This is a genomic window from Ruminococcus sp. (genome assembly GCF_017549005.1).
Taxonomy (GTDB): Bacteria; Bacillota; Clostridia; order Oscillospirales; family Ruminococcaceae; genus Ruminococcus.
On record NZ_JAFYYT010000028.1, the window covers coordinates 1 to 14115 of the forward strand.

At 47.2% G+C, this 14115-nt stretch carries 16 protein-coding genes and 1 rRNA gene; 9 read left to right on the forward strand and 8 right to left on the reverse strand.

What is annotated here, in order from left to right; all coding sequences use genetic code 11:
- Positions 1-8: 8 nt before the first annotated feature.
- Positions 9-125: ribosomal RNA gene (gene rrf / locus IKW96_RS06935) — 5S ribosomal RNA — on the forward strand.
- Positions 126-201: 76 nt separating this feature from the next.
- Here rrf and IKW96_RS06940 read toward each other — a convergent pair.
- The 8 genes from IKW96_RS06940 to alr all read right to left on the reverse strand — a co-directional run bounded on the left by IKW96_RS06940 (position 202) and on the right by alr (position 6097).
- Complete coding sequence (locus IKW96_RS06940; protein WP_296572267.1) at positions 202-801, reverse strand: dipicolinate synthase subunit B; 600 nt, start codon at positions 799-801, stop codon at positions 202-204.
- Positions 794-1657, reverse strand: a complete 864-nt coding sequence (locus IKW96_RS06945) for a dipicolinate synthase subunit DpsA (protein WP_296572272.1) — start codon at positions 1655-1657, stop codon at positions 794-796. Before IKW96_RS06945 ends, IKW96_RS06940 begins: the two co-directional genes overlap by 8 nt.
- A 147-nt stretch (positions 1658-1804) precedes the next feature.
- Positions 1805-2218: a hypothetical protein gene (locus IKW96_RS06950; protein ID WP_296572276.1), complete on the reverse strand. Its 414-nt coding sequence runs from the start codon at positions 2216-2218 to the stop codon at positions 1805-1807.
- 80 nt (positions 2219-2298) lie between these two features.
- Complete coding sequence (locus IKW96_RS06955; protein WP_173460278.1) at positions 2299-3366, reverse strand: branched-chain amino acid aminotransferase; 1068 nt, start codon at positions 3364-3366, stop codon at positions 2299-2301.
- Positions 3367-3400: 34 nt separating this feature from the next.
- Complete coding sequence (locus IKW96_RS06960; protein WP_294752449.1) at positions 3401-3532, reverse strand: hypothetical protein; 132 nt, start codon at positions 3530-3532, stop codon at positions 3401-3403.
- Between the two features lie 129 nt (positions 3533-3661).
- The gene (locus tag IKW96_RS06965; protein WP_296572286.1) at positions 3662-4276 is read right to left on the reverse strand and encodes a TIGR04100 family radical SAM protein; all 615 of its coding nucleotides are present in this window, start codon (positions 4274-4276) and stop codon (positions 3662-3664) included.
- Position 4277: 1 nt separating this feature from the next.
- On the reverse strand, positions 4278-4799 hold the full coding sequence (locus IKW96_RS06970) for a hypothetical protein (RefSeq protein WP_296572289.1): 522 nt from the start codon (positions 4797-4799) through the stop codon (positions 4278-4280).
- Between the two features lie 161 nt (positions 4800-4960).
- Complete coding sequence (gene alr, locus IKW96_RS06975; protein WP_296572292.1) at positions 4961-6097, reverse strand: alanine racemase; 1137 nt, start codon at positions 6095-6097, stop codon at positions 4961-4963.
- A gap of 128 nt (positions 6098-6225) precedes the next feature.
- Between alr and IKW96_RS06980 the strand changes: the two genes are divergently transcribed.
- The 8 genes from IKW96_RS06980 (at position 6226) to IKW96_RS07015 (ending at position 14007) form a co-directional block, all read left to right on the forward strand.
- Positions 6226-6921 carry an SLOG family protein gene (locus IKW96_RS06980; protein WP_296572295.1) on the forward strand — a complete coding sequence of 232 codons (696 nt, stop codon included), beginning with the start codon at positions 6226-6228 and terminating at the stop codon, positions 6919-6921.
- 483 nt (positions 6922-7404) lie between these two features.
- Positions 7405-8271, forward strand: coding sequence for an LCP family protein (locus IKW96_RS06985; RefSeq protein ID WP_296572298.1), 867 nt, complete (start codon positions 7405-7407; stop codon positions 8269-8271).
- Between the two features lie 2 nt (positions 8272-8273).
- On the forward strand, positions 8274-9038 hold the full coding sequence (locus IKW96_RS06990) for a TatD family hydrolase (RefSeq protein ID WP_296572300.1): 765 nt from the start codon (positions 8274-8276) through the stop codon (positions 9036-9038).
- 17 nt (positions 9039-9055) lie between these two features.
- The gene (locus tag IKW96_RS06995) at positions 9056-9805 is read left to right on the forward strand and encodes a protein phosphatase 2C domain-containing protein (protein WP_296572302.1); all 750 of its coding nucleotides are present in this window, start codon (positions 9056-9058) and stop codon (positions 9803-9805) included.
- Between the two features lie 247 nt (positions 9806-10052).
- Entirely contained in the window at positions 10053-10406 is a 354-nt protein-coding gene (locus IKW96_RS07000) for a hypothetical protein (RefSeq protein WP_296572304.1), read from the forward strand.
- A gap of 241 nt (positions 10407-10647) precedes the next feature.
- A complete protein-coding gene (serC, locus tag IKW96_RS07005) occupies positions 10648-11733 on the forward strand; it encodes a 3-phosphoserine/phosphohydroxythreonine transaminase (RefSeq protein ID WP_296572306.1) in 1086 nt (361 codons plus the stop codon).
- Between the two features lie 49 nt (positions 11734-11782).
- Positions 11783-12943, forward strand: a complete 1161-nt coding sequence (locus IKW96_RS07010; RefSeq protein ID WP_296572309.1) for a phosphoglycerate dehydrogenase — start codon at positions 11783-11785, stop codon at positions 12941-12943.
- 290 nt (positions 12944-13233) lie between these two features.
- The gene (locus IKW96_RS07015) at positions 13234-14007 is read left to right on the forward strand and encodes a hypothetical protein (protein WP_296572316.1); all 774 of its coding nucleotides are present in this window, start codon (positions 13234-13236) and stop codon (positions 14005-14007) included.
- The last annotated feature ends 108 nt before the right edge of the window (positions 14008-14115 follow it).

The window sequence follows — 14115 nt, forward strand, 5'->3', positions numbered from 1 at the left end:
AATATTTAGTCGGTGCTTATGGCAATGAGGTCACACCCGTTCCCATTCCGAACACGGAAGTTAAGCTCATTCACGTTGACGATACTTGGCTGGTGACGGCCCGGGAAACTAAATCAGTGCCGACACTTTAAGGACTGCTTTTGCAGTCCTTTTCTGTTTATGCTATTATTAGAGCCTTACTCGGAAGAGTAAGGCTCTGTTTTATTCATAAAAAGAATGATAAATCAAAGGCCTCAGCTGCACTCCGTCAAGAGCTGCTTCAACAGCCTTAGGCAGCAGTGAAAACTCCGCTACCAGTGAGGCAGGCTTATTTATCCAGTCGTCCTGGAGCATTGGCACAAAATAGTAATTCTTTCTGTTGAACAGCTCCCCAAGATTCTTTGCCGAGCCCATAAGTGAGTCGTTTGATGCAATGGCGAGTACTACAGGCTTTCCGCGGCGCAGATGTGACTTCACCGCCATTGTTACGGTAGTATCCGTCACGGAAGCAGCAAGCTTTGCGGCAGTATTTGATGTACAGGGGGCGACTACCATAATATCGGTCAGTTCCTTGGGACCGATAGTTTCCGCCTCAGCAATGGAAAGCATGACCTCTTTGCCTGTTATGGAGTTTAGCCGACTGAGATTTTCAGCGGCAGTCCCGAATCTTGTATCTATAGTTGAAGCGTGTTCGGACATTATGGGCAGGAGCTCAGCACCGTTTTTCATGAGTAGCTCAGCCTGCTGAAAGCTTTTCTCGAATGTGCAGAAGGATCCCGTCATGGCGAAGCCTATCCGCAGTCCCTTTAAGATGTCACTCAATATCGTCACTCCTTTCTGCAAGCATGGAGCTGATAGTCTCCGCGATTATCTCACCCGAAGTCACGGGAGCCGTTTTCCCGGGAAGTCCCAACGCCCATATTACTTTCAGACCGAGATTCAGAGCAGCTTCAAAGTCGATACCACCGGGTTTTGACGCAAGGTCGATGAAAAGTGTTCTGTCGTCGAACTTTTCAAGTGTGCTCCTGTCAAAAATGAGCTTCGGAGCTGTATTGAACACAAGTCCGTAGTTATTGCCAAGGCGCTTTGTAGGAACGGCTTTTACTCCGTAGAGGCGGGCTTTGGCAGCTCCGCGCGGAGAATGGACAGCGGCGGAGATATCCGCGCCGAAGCCCTGCAATATCCGCACCAGAGCCGTGCCTATCCTGCCCATTCCCACAACGAGGACTTTCAGTCCGTTCAGGGTAACGGGAAGCTCCTCAAGGGCAAGTTGTACAGCGCCCTCAGCGGTGGGAACGGCATTTTTAATGTTCAGCTCCTCACTTAGAAGATAATCGCTTATTATTGCATTTGGAAAAGCTTTTTTCAGCTTTTCGTTCGCTTTTCCTGCGAAAATCACAGGCTTTTCCGTAAGAAGTCCCTGCAAGGCCTGAAGAGTAAGTGTTTCCGAACTGCACGGTGTATAAATGTTTCCCTTGTCGTCGAGGGGAGGTACAGGCAGCACAGCGCAGTCATATTTTTTCGGCGAACTTATATCCGCAAAGGGCAGCTCAAATTCGTCGGGGAGACTGTCCCTGTCGAAGCCAATGAGTTTTGTCTCAAATTCCTGTGACAGGCGTTTGGCGCAGTATATCTGCCGCATATCGCCGCCTGCTATAAGTATTCTGTATTTATTCATGTTGAAACTCCTATCCGCCTGTTATGGCATGGAATGATTATTGCAGATCACATTTATTATATGAAAAGGCGGAGAGGATTGATAATCGTAAGATTATCGAAGTAATATGAAAAGCCCCGAAGTATATATTTTTCGGGGCTAAGATAATTATTTATTCCGTTCTTTTTGATAAAGCTCTATCACTCTTTCATCGAGTTTCGGTGCTTTTATGGGCGTTCCGTCTGTATTTCGGATAAGCTCGTTTGTATTCTTATAAAGACAATGACCGTCTTTGTCCACGTCCCATTCCTGTATCCATGCTGCACCATTGTCGGATGATAGTTTGAGAGGTATGCCTTTGCCGTCACAAAGCTGACATTCATCGCCTAAATAATTCCTGTAGTCCCAGTAGAGCTTAAGCTCAGCTGAGGCGTTATCATAGAGCCATTGGAACATTCTCGGGTTTTCAAGCCTTTGTTCGTCAACGCTGTATATTTTCACCCTGTCCTCGGGGAAAAGCGAAAAATACTCTTCTATAAGCTTCATTTCTTCATCAAAAAGGAGCTTTGGCGGTTTTATCATCGTATCATCTCCTTGTGTTGGTATAAAAAAGCCGCAGTATTCCTATATGAAATACTGCGGCGCGGTTACTGATGTGATTATTATTCAACAGGAACGATCCACTTGAATGTATCTTCGATCTTGCCCCACTGGATACCTGTCATTGTATCATAGAGCATCTGTGAGATCTTACCGATCTTGTTGCCGTTGATCTCCATTACCTTGTCGTTCCACTTGAGGTGACCAACAGGTGAGATAACAGCAGCAGTACCTGTACCGAATACCTCGTCGAGCTTGCCTGCGTCGTAAGCGTCAGCGATCTCCTGAATGTCGATACGTCTCTCCTCAACTGTGAGGCCCTTGCTCTTGCATACCTCGATAGCGGACTTTCTTGTGATACCCGGGAGGATAGAGCCCTGAAGCATAGGTGTTACTACCTTACCGTCGATAACGAAGAAGATGTTCATAGCGCCTACTTCCTCGATGTACTTCTGCTCAACGCCGTCGAGCCAGAGTACCTGTGAGTAGTTCTGCTTGTGAGCCTCGTCCTGTCCGATAAGAGATGCAGCGTAGTTGCCGCCTGTCTTTGCAAAGCCCATACCGCCTCTTACAGCGCGGACATACTTGCTCTCAACGTAGATGTTTACAGGGTTGAGACCGCTCTCGTAGTAAGCGCCCGAAGGTGAGAGAACGATGATGAAGAGGTAGTGATCGCCGGGCTTAACGCCGAGGAAAGGATCAACTGCGATGATGAACGGACGGATATAGAGTGACTCGCCTTCCTTTGAGGGAACCCAGTCCTTCTCGACCTTGAGGAGCTCCATGAGGCACTTCATACCGAGCTCTTCAGGGAGCTGCGGGATAACAAGTCTCTCGTTGGACTTGTTGAGTCTCTTGAAGTTCTCTTCGGGACGGAAGAGCTGTACCTTACCCTCAGCAGTTCTGTAAGCTTTCAGACCCTCGAATACTTCCTGACCGTAGTGGAAGCACATAGCTGCAGGAGAAAGCTCGATAGGAGCATAAGGCTTGATCTCAGGATCGTGCCAGCCCTGGCCCTCATCGTAGGGCATAACGAGCATATAATCAGTAAAGATGTGACCGAAGCCGAGCTTGTCGCCTGGCTGTGGCTTAGCCTTGAGGCTTGCTGCCTTTGTGAATTTGATTTCCATATTATTCAACCTTCTTTTTAATAATATTGACCTGTTAATCCGTGACCGAGAAATAATTCTTCTCGTAAATGCGCTTGCAGACGAAAACAGTCACCGCAGCCGCCGTAAGAGCGAGAACTGAGGTGGAAATTGAAGCTGCAAGGATTATTTTTCCTTTTTTACTCATAGAAATTACTCCTTATCTCAGATTAGAGAAATCCTTCAATAAATAATTATACCATACAAAGGAAATTTTTTCCATAGGCGGAATGTAAAAATACTGCACAAAGAGAAGTGGTGGAATATGTGCAGTTTATCAGTCGTCAAACTCTCTCACACGGAGATGAGCGCCCAGTTTTTCAGCGAGCTTTCGTGAAGCTTCTATCTGCTCCTGAGGGATAACGTCAACGACCGACATTATTACTTCCGCTCTGCCAACCTTTACGCAGTCCTTTGTGAACTTCTGCAAAGCCTCGAAAGCGTTGTCGAATTTGGGGCGTGTTACTGCCATATAGTCCTTCTCTGTGGGAGCGTTGAGGCTTATGGACACAACGTCCAGCTCGTAGCAGAGCTCCTTAGCGATACTCCTGCCGTGGATAAGGTCGCCGAGACCGTTTGTGTTGATACGCAGACGGGGACAGTTCTCTCTGCTGCGGAGATAGGCGGCAGTTTCGAGAACGGCGTCAAGGCGCTCTGTAGGCTCGCCGTAGCCGCAGAATACTACCTCGCGGTACTTTTTGAGGTTGCGCTTGCGGAGGTCTGCGATTATCTCCTCCATAGAGGGCTCGTGCTCCAGCCACAGGGGATCGGAGCCGTAAGCGCCGTCAGCGTGGTTGCGTATGCAGAACGTGCAGGCGCAGGGACATTTATTTGTAAGGTTGAGGTAGAGATTGTCGCCTACCTCATATGAAATCGTCATTGCTTTTGCCATATCATTCACCTTCGTTAGCAGTAGTTTCGGACTTCTGGATACATTCGTATATCCAGCCCGTAATTTTTGCGGCTTCGCGCATATCCGTGCCGGAGATAACGGCGGAGCCGTCTGTAATTGCCTCAGCGACAGTCGCACGGCTTATGAGGTACTCGTTGTACCATGTTGAGATGATACTGCCGTTTGCGGCAGCTTCTGCGGTGGCCTTTGCGAATATGTCCTTGCCCTCTTCGTCGAAGAAGATATCCACCACATAGTCTGACTGACCGGATTCATTGGGAACTATTTCCATTGAGCAGTTGGTGATGTGGTCGCTGGTGAGGAAGGGCTCTGTATTCTCGTCCTCGCCCATGCGGAAGAATATCTGCTTTTTCGCCGCGGTTGTGGGCTCGGTAGTCTGCTCCTGAGTTGTTGTGGGTGGAACTGTTGTCTCAGGTGCAGTCTTGTCTTCCTTTTGAAATGGATTTGTGCAGCCTGTGAGAAGCACAGCGGTGGCTGCAAGTGTAAAAGCCGTTTTTTTCATAAATTTTCTCCTTATACCCTAAAAAACATTATTATTGTGGGCTCATTGACTTGCAAAAACATACCGTGCAGGCAGCTTTGCATACAGCATTGCCGGTCAGATACTGGATTTGCGGCACTGCCTGATATCCTCTCCTGCAAATACTGCCTTCTGCTGTCTGCTCACTCGATATAGATACGGGGGACGCGCTTTGAGATACCGCAGACCACCTCGTATCCGATAGTTCCGTAGACCTGTGCAAGGTCGTCGGCGGTGATACGGTCGTTCCCGTCTGTGCCTATGAGAATTACGATATCGCCCGATTTAGCCTCGGGAACGTAGGAAACGTCTATCATGAGCTGATCCATGCAGACTCTGCCTACTATCTTGCAGCGCTTTCCGTGGACAAGTATCTCGCCCTTTGAACTGAGAAGTCTCGAATAACCGTCGGCATAGCCGATAGTTACTGTAGCTATACGCATTTCGCGGTCGGCAACGAATGTACGTCCGTAGCTTATGCAGTCGCCTGCATTTACTGTCTTGACATGGGATATAACGGCTTTCAGCTCCATAAGAGGTTCAAGCCCCTCGGGGATATCAAGGCTCACATCGGGGTGCAGACCATAGAGAATGATACCTGCACGGGAAAGAGTGCTTCGCGGACTGTTCCTGTAGCAGGTCGCCGCACTGTTCATGAAGTGCAGGTGGCGGAGCTTTATACCGTGACTTACAAGTACGTCATATGTATCGGTGATGAACTTCTCCTGCCTGTCAGTATAGGCGATATTGTCGGGAGAATCACTGTCCGCAACTGCGAAATGAGTATATATGCCCTCCACCGAGAGTTTTTCTATCTTCATCATTGCTTCTATCTCAGCGGCGCATTCCTCGGGAGTATCGTGCTTGAGGCCTATTCTTCCCATACCTGTATCTATCTTGATGTGACAGCGGATAGGCTCTGCGCTGTTTTTGACGAGCTCGAGAGCGTATTCCGTGGAGACAACGCCCTGTATTATATTGTACATGGCTATCTCATGGGCGTATTCGGGGGGAGTGTAGCCAAGAATGAGTATCTCAGCCTGCGGAGCAAACTTCCTTACCGCTATAGCCTCGTCGAGATTTGATACTGCAAAGTACCTGATACCGCACTGCTCTGCGAGACAGCGGACGATGTGCTCGTCGCCGTGACCGTAGGCGTCAGCCTTTACAACAGCCATTATTTCGGTACCGGGGGAGTTGAGCCCCCTTATTATCTCCACATTTTTTCTCAGCTTCGGCAGCGATATCTCCGCCCATGCTCTTTTCAGATACGGCTTCATTCCGTTATCCTTCCTTTCGTTTATTTACAAAATTAAAATTTAATTACAAGTCAAAAAACGTCTTGAAATAAAATATGATGTATGTTATAATTTTCATGTATGATATTTTCGGGAAAGCGAGGTGTGCCATGCTTTTCTCACTTGATTCGGGAGTACCTGTGCTTCCGTCAGATGAAGCGGAGATAGATTCCGCAAACGCGGTCTGCTTTACGGGACACCGTGAAACAGGTATCGTTCCGTACAGGAAAGAACCTATCTACAGCAGCATCACTCTGCGTACCGTTCAGCTCATGCTGTGCAGATACATAGATATGGCTGTGGAAAGCGGCTACAGGAGCTTTATAAGCGGACTTGCCGTGGGTACAGACCTCTGGGCTGCGAAGTACGTCCTTGCGAAAAAGCGCTCCGACAGCAGTATACGCCTTATAGGCGTTATGCCTTTCCTGCGCCATGCCGAGCGTTTCAGTCCGCGCTACAAGGAGCTTCTTGCAGAAGCCGAGCAGGGCTGCGACCTTCTGCTCACGACCAATACCGACCCTGCCGTAGTTTACGGAAAGGGCGGAGAGAATACTTCTCCCGAGGTATACAAGATACGCAACTACTTCATGGTGGAAAATGCCTCTGCTGTTATCTCATACTTCAATGAAGGCTCGTTCAAATCGGGCACATATCAGACCCTGAACTATGCGGTCCGCAGGGGGCTGAGGATACGCCGCTTCGGACTTGATGAAGTGTATGCGCTCATCGACGAATGCGGTCCCGATATAGAAAGCATACGCCGCAAGCTCGTATTCATGGATAACGTTTTTGAAGAGCCTTATTAATTATATCACACTATTTTATATAAATCAACAATAGCGGAAGCATATATGAATTAAAATTCAGACTGTTGAAAATACAGAGCCACTGCAGGGTTAGATATCAACACCGAAAACGTCCCGAAGCTTCGGGAAATATCAGGGATTTCACATCTGTGGCACGGACATTTTGCCTGTATATCGTTGTTTTGGCGAAAGAGTACAGCTCGCTGGAAATGAACGACTGTTCTGTTTCAACAGACTGTTGAATTATGTGTTTAAACACTGACAGGCAATTCATTCATGTTGAAAATGTGGAAAACTCTGTTGACAACCGTATCTCAGCGGTTTGATTTTAAACTGTCGCTATGGAAAAAATTTTTTATTCATTTCATGGCGGATATTTTTCAGACTTGCGTTATACGATAAGTTGATATCACTGAGATTATAAAAAAATACAGGAGAATGACAACGATCTGACGATCAGAAAAAATGAAAGGAGCCTTTAAAATGGCTAAAAAAACAGGACACGTAGCAGTACCTTTTCTTCTTACTATCTTCATCGGACTTATTATCGTAGGCGGCGGCGCTTTGTTTGCGTGGCGCTACTGGGGACTCGGCGTTATCGAGAAGCCCTCTGAGCCCGTACCCCGTGTGGACGGCGTTGTTACCAATGAGGATAACCATACCGTACTGCTGATACTGGATTCTTCAAACGAATTATGTCCGCCGACCTTTGTGCTCATGCGCTCGCAGCCTGTAAAGGAGCAGCTGCTCCTTATCGGCATACCTTCAAACTCCATAGCCCTTGCTGACGACGAGCAGATAGGTATCTCGGACAAGTACGCAAATCAGGGTCCCGAGGGAGCAGTAGACTTTGTTGAGAAGGTCTTTGATATAAAGGTGGACAGATATATGAAGTTCGGCGACGACGGCTTCAAAAAGGCCTGCGACATCTTCGGAGGAGTTTCGTACCCTGTTAACGCCGATATCGCCGGTTTCAAGAACGACGGCAGCTCGCAGTTCCTCAACAGTGACCAGGCGCTCATGTTCGTGACATATACGATGTTCGGCGACGGGGAGAGCGAAAGAGCCTTTACAGCCGCTTCTGTTGTGGCTTCCATGATTAATCAGACTGACGGACAGTACATCTCGGATACTCTTGACAACAGCTTCAATTCCCTGATAAATATGACGGAGTCGAATATCACATCTTCCGACTATAAGGAACGCAAATCTGCTATAAAGTACCTCTTTGAGCACGGAAACGCATTTGCATTGGCATTCTCTCTCAACGGAACAAATGCCAGCGAGGACTTTATCCCCAGCAGCAGCTTCATTGCAAGCATAAAGGACGAGTATTTCTCGGAGAAGTGATAATGGAGATATTCGATACCCACGCGCATTATGCGGACAGCGCTTTCGACGGGGACAGGGAACAGGTGCTTGCGGAGCTCCCGGGAAAGGGCATAAAGCTTGTTATGCTTGCTGCTTCAGGCCTTGATGACTCCCGTGATAACGTGCTGCTCGCACAGAAATATGACTATATCTACGCCTCTGTGGGAGTTCACCCCGAAAGCGTTGATGAGACTCCTGCGGATTATATCGGTACTCTCCGTGAGCTGATAGCCTCAGAGCCGAAAATAAAGGCAGTAGGAGAGATAGGTCTCGATTATCATTACGAGGGCTACGACCGTGAAAAGCAGATACGCTTTTTCCGTGAGCAGTTGGAGCTCGCGAAAGAGCTTGATATGCCTGTGATAGTCCACAGCCGCAATGCTGCCGAGGATACTGTTGAGATACTTAAAGAGTACTGTCCTAAGGGTGTTGTCCACTGTTTCAGCGGCTCTGCGGAGACCGCAAGGGAAATAGTAAAGACAGGTATGTATATCGGCTTTACTGGAGTTTTAACGTTCAAAAACGCAAAAAAAGCTCTGAAAGCCCTTGAAGCTGTACCTATGGACAGACTTCTCATGGAAACGGACTGTCCGTATATGGCTCCAGAGCCATTCAGAGGAAGCCGCTGCGACAGCTCCATGATAGCATATACTGCGGCAAAGGCGGCAGAGATAAAGGGGATACCCGTGGAGGAGCTCCTTGAGATAACCTGCCGTAACGGTATGAAAATGTACGATATCATATAAAGAGAGGAGGAGACCTGATGTATTACTGCTGCGGAGTGACAGACAAGGGCGTAATGCCCCACAATGAGGACGCAATGCTCATAAACGGCAGCGTTATGGATTCGGGCTCTTCCGAGCAGATGCTGAAAGAGCCTTTCTTAGCGGCGGTCTCCGACGGAGTGTCGGGAGAGCGCTCGGGAGAGCTCGCTTCAAAGATGTGCCTGGAGCTCCTGCGCGATAAGGGCTTCACAGGCGGAGGAGACCTGGAGGAAAAGCTTCTCTCGGTACATCACGGACTTGCGGATTACAGCGAATCCGACCCCGAGACTCACAATATGCAGGCTACCATATGCGGTATCGCAGTTGACGGGGAGAAAAGGATATTTACCTTCAATGTGGGAGATTCAAGGCTTTACCGCTACAGGGGCGGACGTATAAAGCAGATATCCCGTGACCAGTCCCTTGTGCAGCTCCTCATTGACGAGGGCGCTATCACTACCGAGGAGCGCAGGACCCATGTTCACAGGAACATTATCTTTCCTGTGCTGGGCAATGTAAAGTCCGAGCCGACGATAGATATAGCGGAGCTTGAAGGAGGCATGGAGTACGGCGACCTTCTTCTGCTTTGTACGGACGGACTTTCGGATTATGTTTCCGTCCTCGATATGGAGGAGATACTGGAAATGCCGAAAAATCTTAAAACACGGCTTCATCTCCTGATGGACAAGGCTCTCGGGAACGGCAGCAAGGACAATATTACTGTTATTGCGGTGGCTTATGGTGAATAATATATACGGACAGCTTCGGCTGTCCTTTTTGTATGTTAAACATATTAAACATTACAAGAAATTTTTTATACACGGTTTGCTAAAAAGAGCAATCAAAAGAATTGATTGATTGTTGTTTGTAACAATTTTTATCAAAATTGAGAAAAGATTATACAAAAACTATTGAAAAAAATAAATCTGTGTAATATAATATACTTGCTCGAGCATTTATTTACTAATTTATTTTTCAGTAATGGAGGTAATAATTATGACAAACATTAAAAGAAGAATCGCATCATTTGTCGCAGCATTTGCTATGGTCGGAGCAGTAACTGTTCCTTCAGTTGCAAAATATGTAGTTAATGACACAGCTATCGTTGCAGAAGCAGCAGTAGTAGCTAAGGTTGCAACAGTGAAATGCGACAAGTGGGTAGATATCAAGGGCAACACCAATTTCAGAGCAGAACCTAACACAAAATCAAAGGTTGTTGCTTCAATTGCAAAGGATACAAAGGGTAAGCCGGTTCATCTTATTTCGAGAACGAAGAAAAAGCAGGGCAACTATTACTGGTATTATTCAGAATTTGACAAGGGCTGGGTACGCAGCGACCGTATCAAATAAGAATAGCCGATGTAATAAAAGTACGATAAAAGGACTGCCGTTTTGATACGGCAGTCCTTTTTTATCGCCAAAAAAAGCAGTTTTACAAATTTGCCCTACCATTTTTCGTGGCTTTTGCCAAAAAAATAACAAACTTTAAAAAAATCGCTTTTTCATATTGACTTATTTTAATTAAAGGAGTATAATTTATATTGTATTGCAAATACTACCAATTTACATATCAATCTGGAGGTTTTTTAACATGGGCAGAGTTTATAACTTCAGCGCAGGTCCTGCAGTTCTTCCTGAGGAAGTTCTCAAGGAATGTGCAGAGGAAATGATGGATTACAAGGGATGCGGTATGTCCGTAATGGAGATGTCACACCGTTCAAAGGTTTATGACGAGATAATCAAGGAAGCTGAGAAGGATCTCCGCGACCTCATGAATATCCCCGATAATTACAAGGTTATTTTCGTACAGGGCGGTGCTTCACTGGTGTTCGCAGGTGTTCCTATGAACCTTATGAAGAAGGGCAAGGCTGCTTACATCATCACAGGTCAGTGGGCTAAGAAGGCTGCTCAGGAAGCTGAGAAGTACGGTGAAGTCGTTAAGGTAGCTTCATCTGCCGACAAGACATTCTCTTATATCCCCGACTGCTCAGATCTCGATATTCCCGACGATGTGGATTATGTTTACATATGCGAGAACAACACTATCTATGGTACAAAGTTCTGGGAGCTCCCGAATACAAAGGGTCATGAGCTCGTTGCAGACGTAAGCTCATGCTTCCTCTCAGAGCCTGTTGACGTAACAAAGTACGGCGTTATCTATGGCGGCGTTCAGAAGAACGTTGGTCCTTCAGGCGTTCAGATCATCATCGTTCGTGAGGACCTCATCGCTGACGGTCCCGCACTCAAGTGCACACCTACTATGATGGACTGGAAGATTCAGGCTGACAACGAGTCTCTCTACAATACTCCTCCATGCTACGGTATCTACGTATGCGGCAAGGTATTCAAGTGGATCAAGAAGATGGGCGGCCTCGAGGCTATGAAGAAGCACAACGAGAAGAAGGCTAAGATCCTTTACGATTTCCTCGACAGCAGCAAGATGTTCAAGGGCACTGTTGAGAAGAAGGACCGCTCGCTCATGAACGTTCCTTTCATCACAGGCAATGAGGAGCTGGACAAGAAGTTCGTTGCAGAGTCAAAGGCAGCAGGCTTCGAGAACCTCAAGGGCCACAGAACAGTGGGCGGTATGAGAGCTTCTATCTACAATGCTATGCCTATCGAGGGCGTTGAAAAGCTCGTTGCTTTCATGAAGAAGTTCGAGGAAGAGAATTCCTGATAATCTTTAATGCATTCCATAATATTAATATAGAAAGAGGTTTACTGAAATGTACAAGATCCAGACATTAAATAAGATCTCGGCTATCGGCACAGACGTTTTTGACAAGAGCAAGTACTCAGTATCCGAGGACTGCGCTAATCCTGACGCAATAATGGTTCGTTCGGCAAAGATGCACGATATGCAGTTCGGCGACAATCTTCTTGCTATCGCACGTGCAGGTGCAGGCGTTAACAATATCCCTGTAGAGCGCTGCGCTCAGGAGGGTATATGTGTATTCAATACTCCCGGCGCTAACTCAAACGCTGTTAAGGAGCTCGCTATCTGTGCGCTTCTCCTTTCTTCAAGAAAGATCGTTGAGGCAGCTTCATGGGCAGCTTCACTCAAGGGCACACCTGACGCTCCCAAGACAGTTGAGGGCGGAAAGTCAAAGTTTGCAGGTCCTGAGATCGCAGGCAAGACTCTCGGTATCATCGGTCTCGGCGCTATCGGCGGCAAGATCGCAAACGCTGCTGAGTCTCTCGGCATGAAGGTCATCGGTTACGACCCGTACCTCTCCGTAGGTGCAGCTCTTCACCTTGAGCCTTCCGTAAAGATCGTTTCCGATATCAACGATATCTATACAAACAGTGACTATATCACAATACATATGCCTTATACTCCTCAGACAAAGAATACTATCGACGCTGAGCAGATCGCTATGATGAAGGACGGCGTTCGTCTTATCAACCTCGCAAGAGGCGAGCTCATCAACAGCGAGGCTGTAGTAAAGGCTATCGCTGAGGGTAAGGTCGCAAAGTACGTAACAGACTTCGCTGACGATGTAGTTCTCGGCGTTGACGATGTTATCGTTCTCCCTCACCTCGGAGCTTCTACTCCCGAGAGCGAGGACAACTGTGCAGTTATGGCTTCCGAGGAGCTTATCGAGTACATCGAGAACGGCAATATCAGAAACAGTGTAAATCTTCCTAACGCTTCCATGAATGCAGTAGGCACAAAGATCTGTATCATCCACAAGAACGTTCCTACAACTATCGCTTCTATCACAACAGTTGTCGGCAACGAGGGTATCAACATCGAAAACATGGTAAACGCAAGCAAGAAGGACTTTGCTTACACAATGCTCGATGTGGTTGGCGATGTTCCTCCTACAGTTGAGGGCAAGATCAATGCAATTGACGGCGTTATCAGAGTAAGAATAATCAAGTGATTATATAATTGCAGCTTATCACGGCGCTCCCGTTGTTTCGGGAGCGCCTTTTTGTGTCCGGAGCCGAGAACCAAGTGCTAAGACTGCGGGTAACGCCGCTCCACTGAAAAACTGATCACTAAGCGGCGGATTCTCTTCGCCGCTATCTACGGAGCGAAGCCCCTTTCGTTATGTCAAGCGGTAATACTGCCAAAAAAAATCGGAAAAATTTGTAAGAAACGATAATTGATACTTTTTCGTGAATATGATATAATTCACTTGTGAACTTTTTTTGAACAGGTGGTGAAGCAATGAGGGCTGGTATAATCGACAGTGCGAAGAAAACTAAATACTGGGAGAAGAATCTCGGCTCATGCTTTGAATGCGTGATAGCTCCCGATTCCAACGGGCTTCCCGATTGCTGTGATATCATCATCGTTTCCGAGTCGTATTGCAGCGGCTCTGTAGGCTCGGTTATCGAGAATATCCGCGCTACTGCAAAGCATTGCAATACACCCGTTGCTGCGTTCACCTCCGAGGGTACCTGCGAAAATCAGGAGATACTTATGGCTCTCGGATTTGACGATGTTATAAGAACACCTATATGCGGTCAGCTCCTTCTCCGCAGGGCCAAATCCCTTGCGACGGTAGTTCCGCATAACGATCTTCACAGATCAATTACTATAGACAGCCTCTTAAAGATAAAGGACGGCGAATCAGGCGCGTACTGCGTCCGCTCAGTGGATTTTACAAATATTTTCAGATTTGTACTTAGATTCCTTGAGCGTACTCAGAAGCGCACACAGATACTTCTGTTCAACCTCAGTACCCACAGAAGAAGCTCCTATGACAAGTGGGAGCAGATGATGGGCATTCTTTCCGAGGAGATACGCAAATGTCTCCGCAGGGGAGATATTTCCACGGTATGCGGCGAGGACAGGATACTGGTGCTGCTCATCGGCGCTGACGACGACGGCGGACGCCTTGTGGCGGACCGTATCGTCAACAGCTTCTACAGCGAGTGTGACGACGATTCCTTTGAGGTGACATACGATCTTAGAGAAGTCCATGCTTTAGGGCATTGAGCATTATTTCCTCAGATAACAGCATATCCTGAGAACTTTTGCGGTTCTCAGGATTTTTGCTGTTTTGTAACTTGATATTTTGCAAGATATGCAGTATAATGTAGTTAC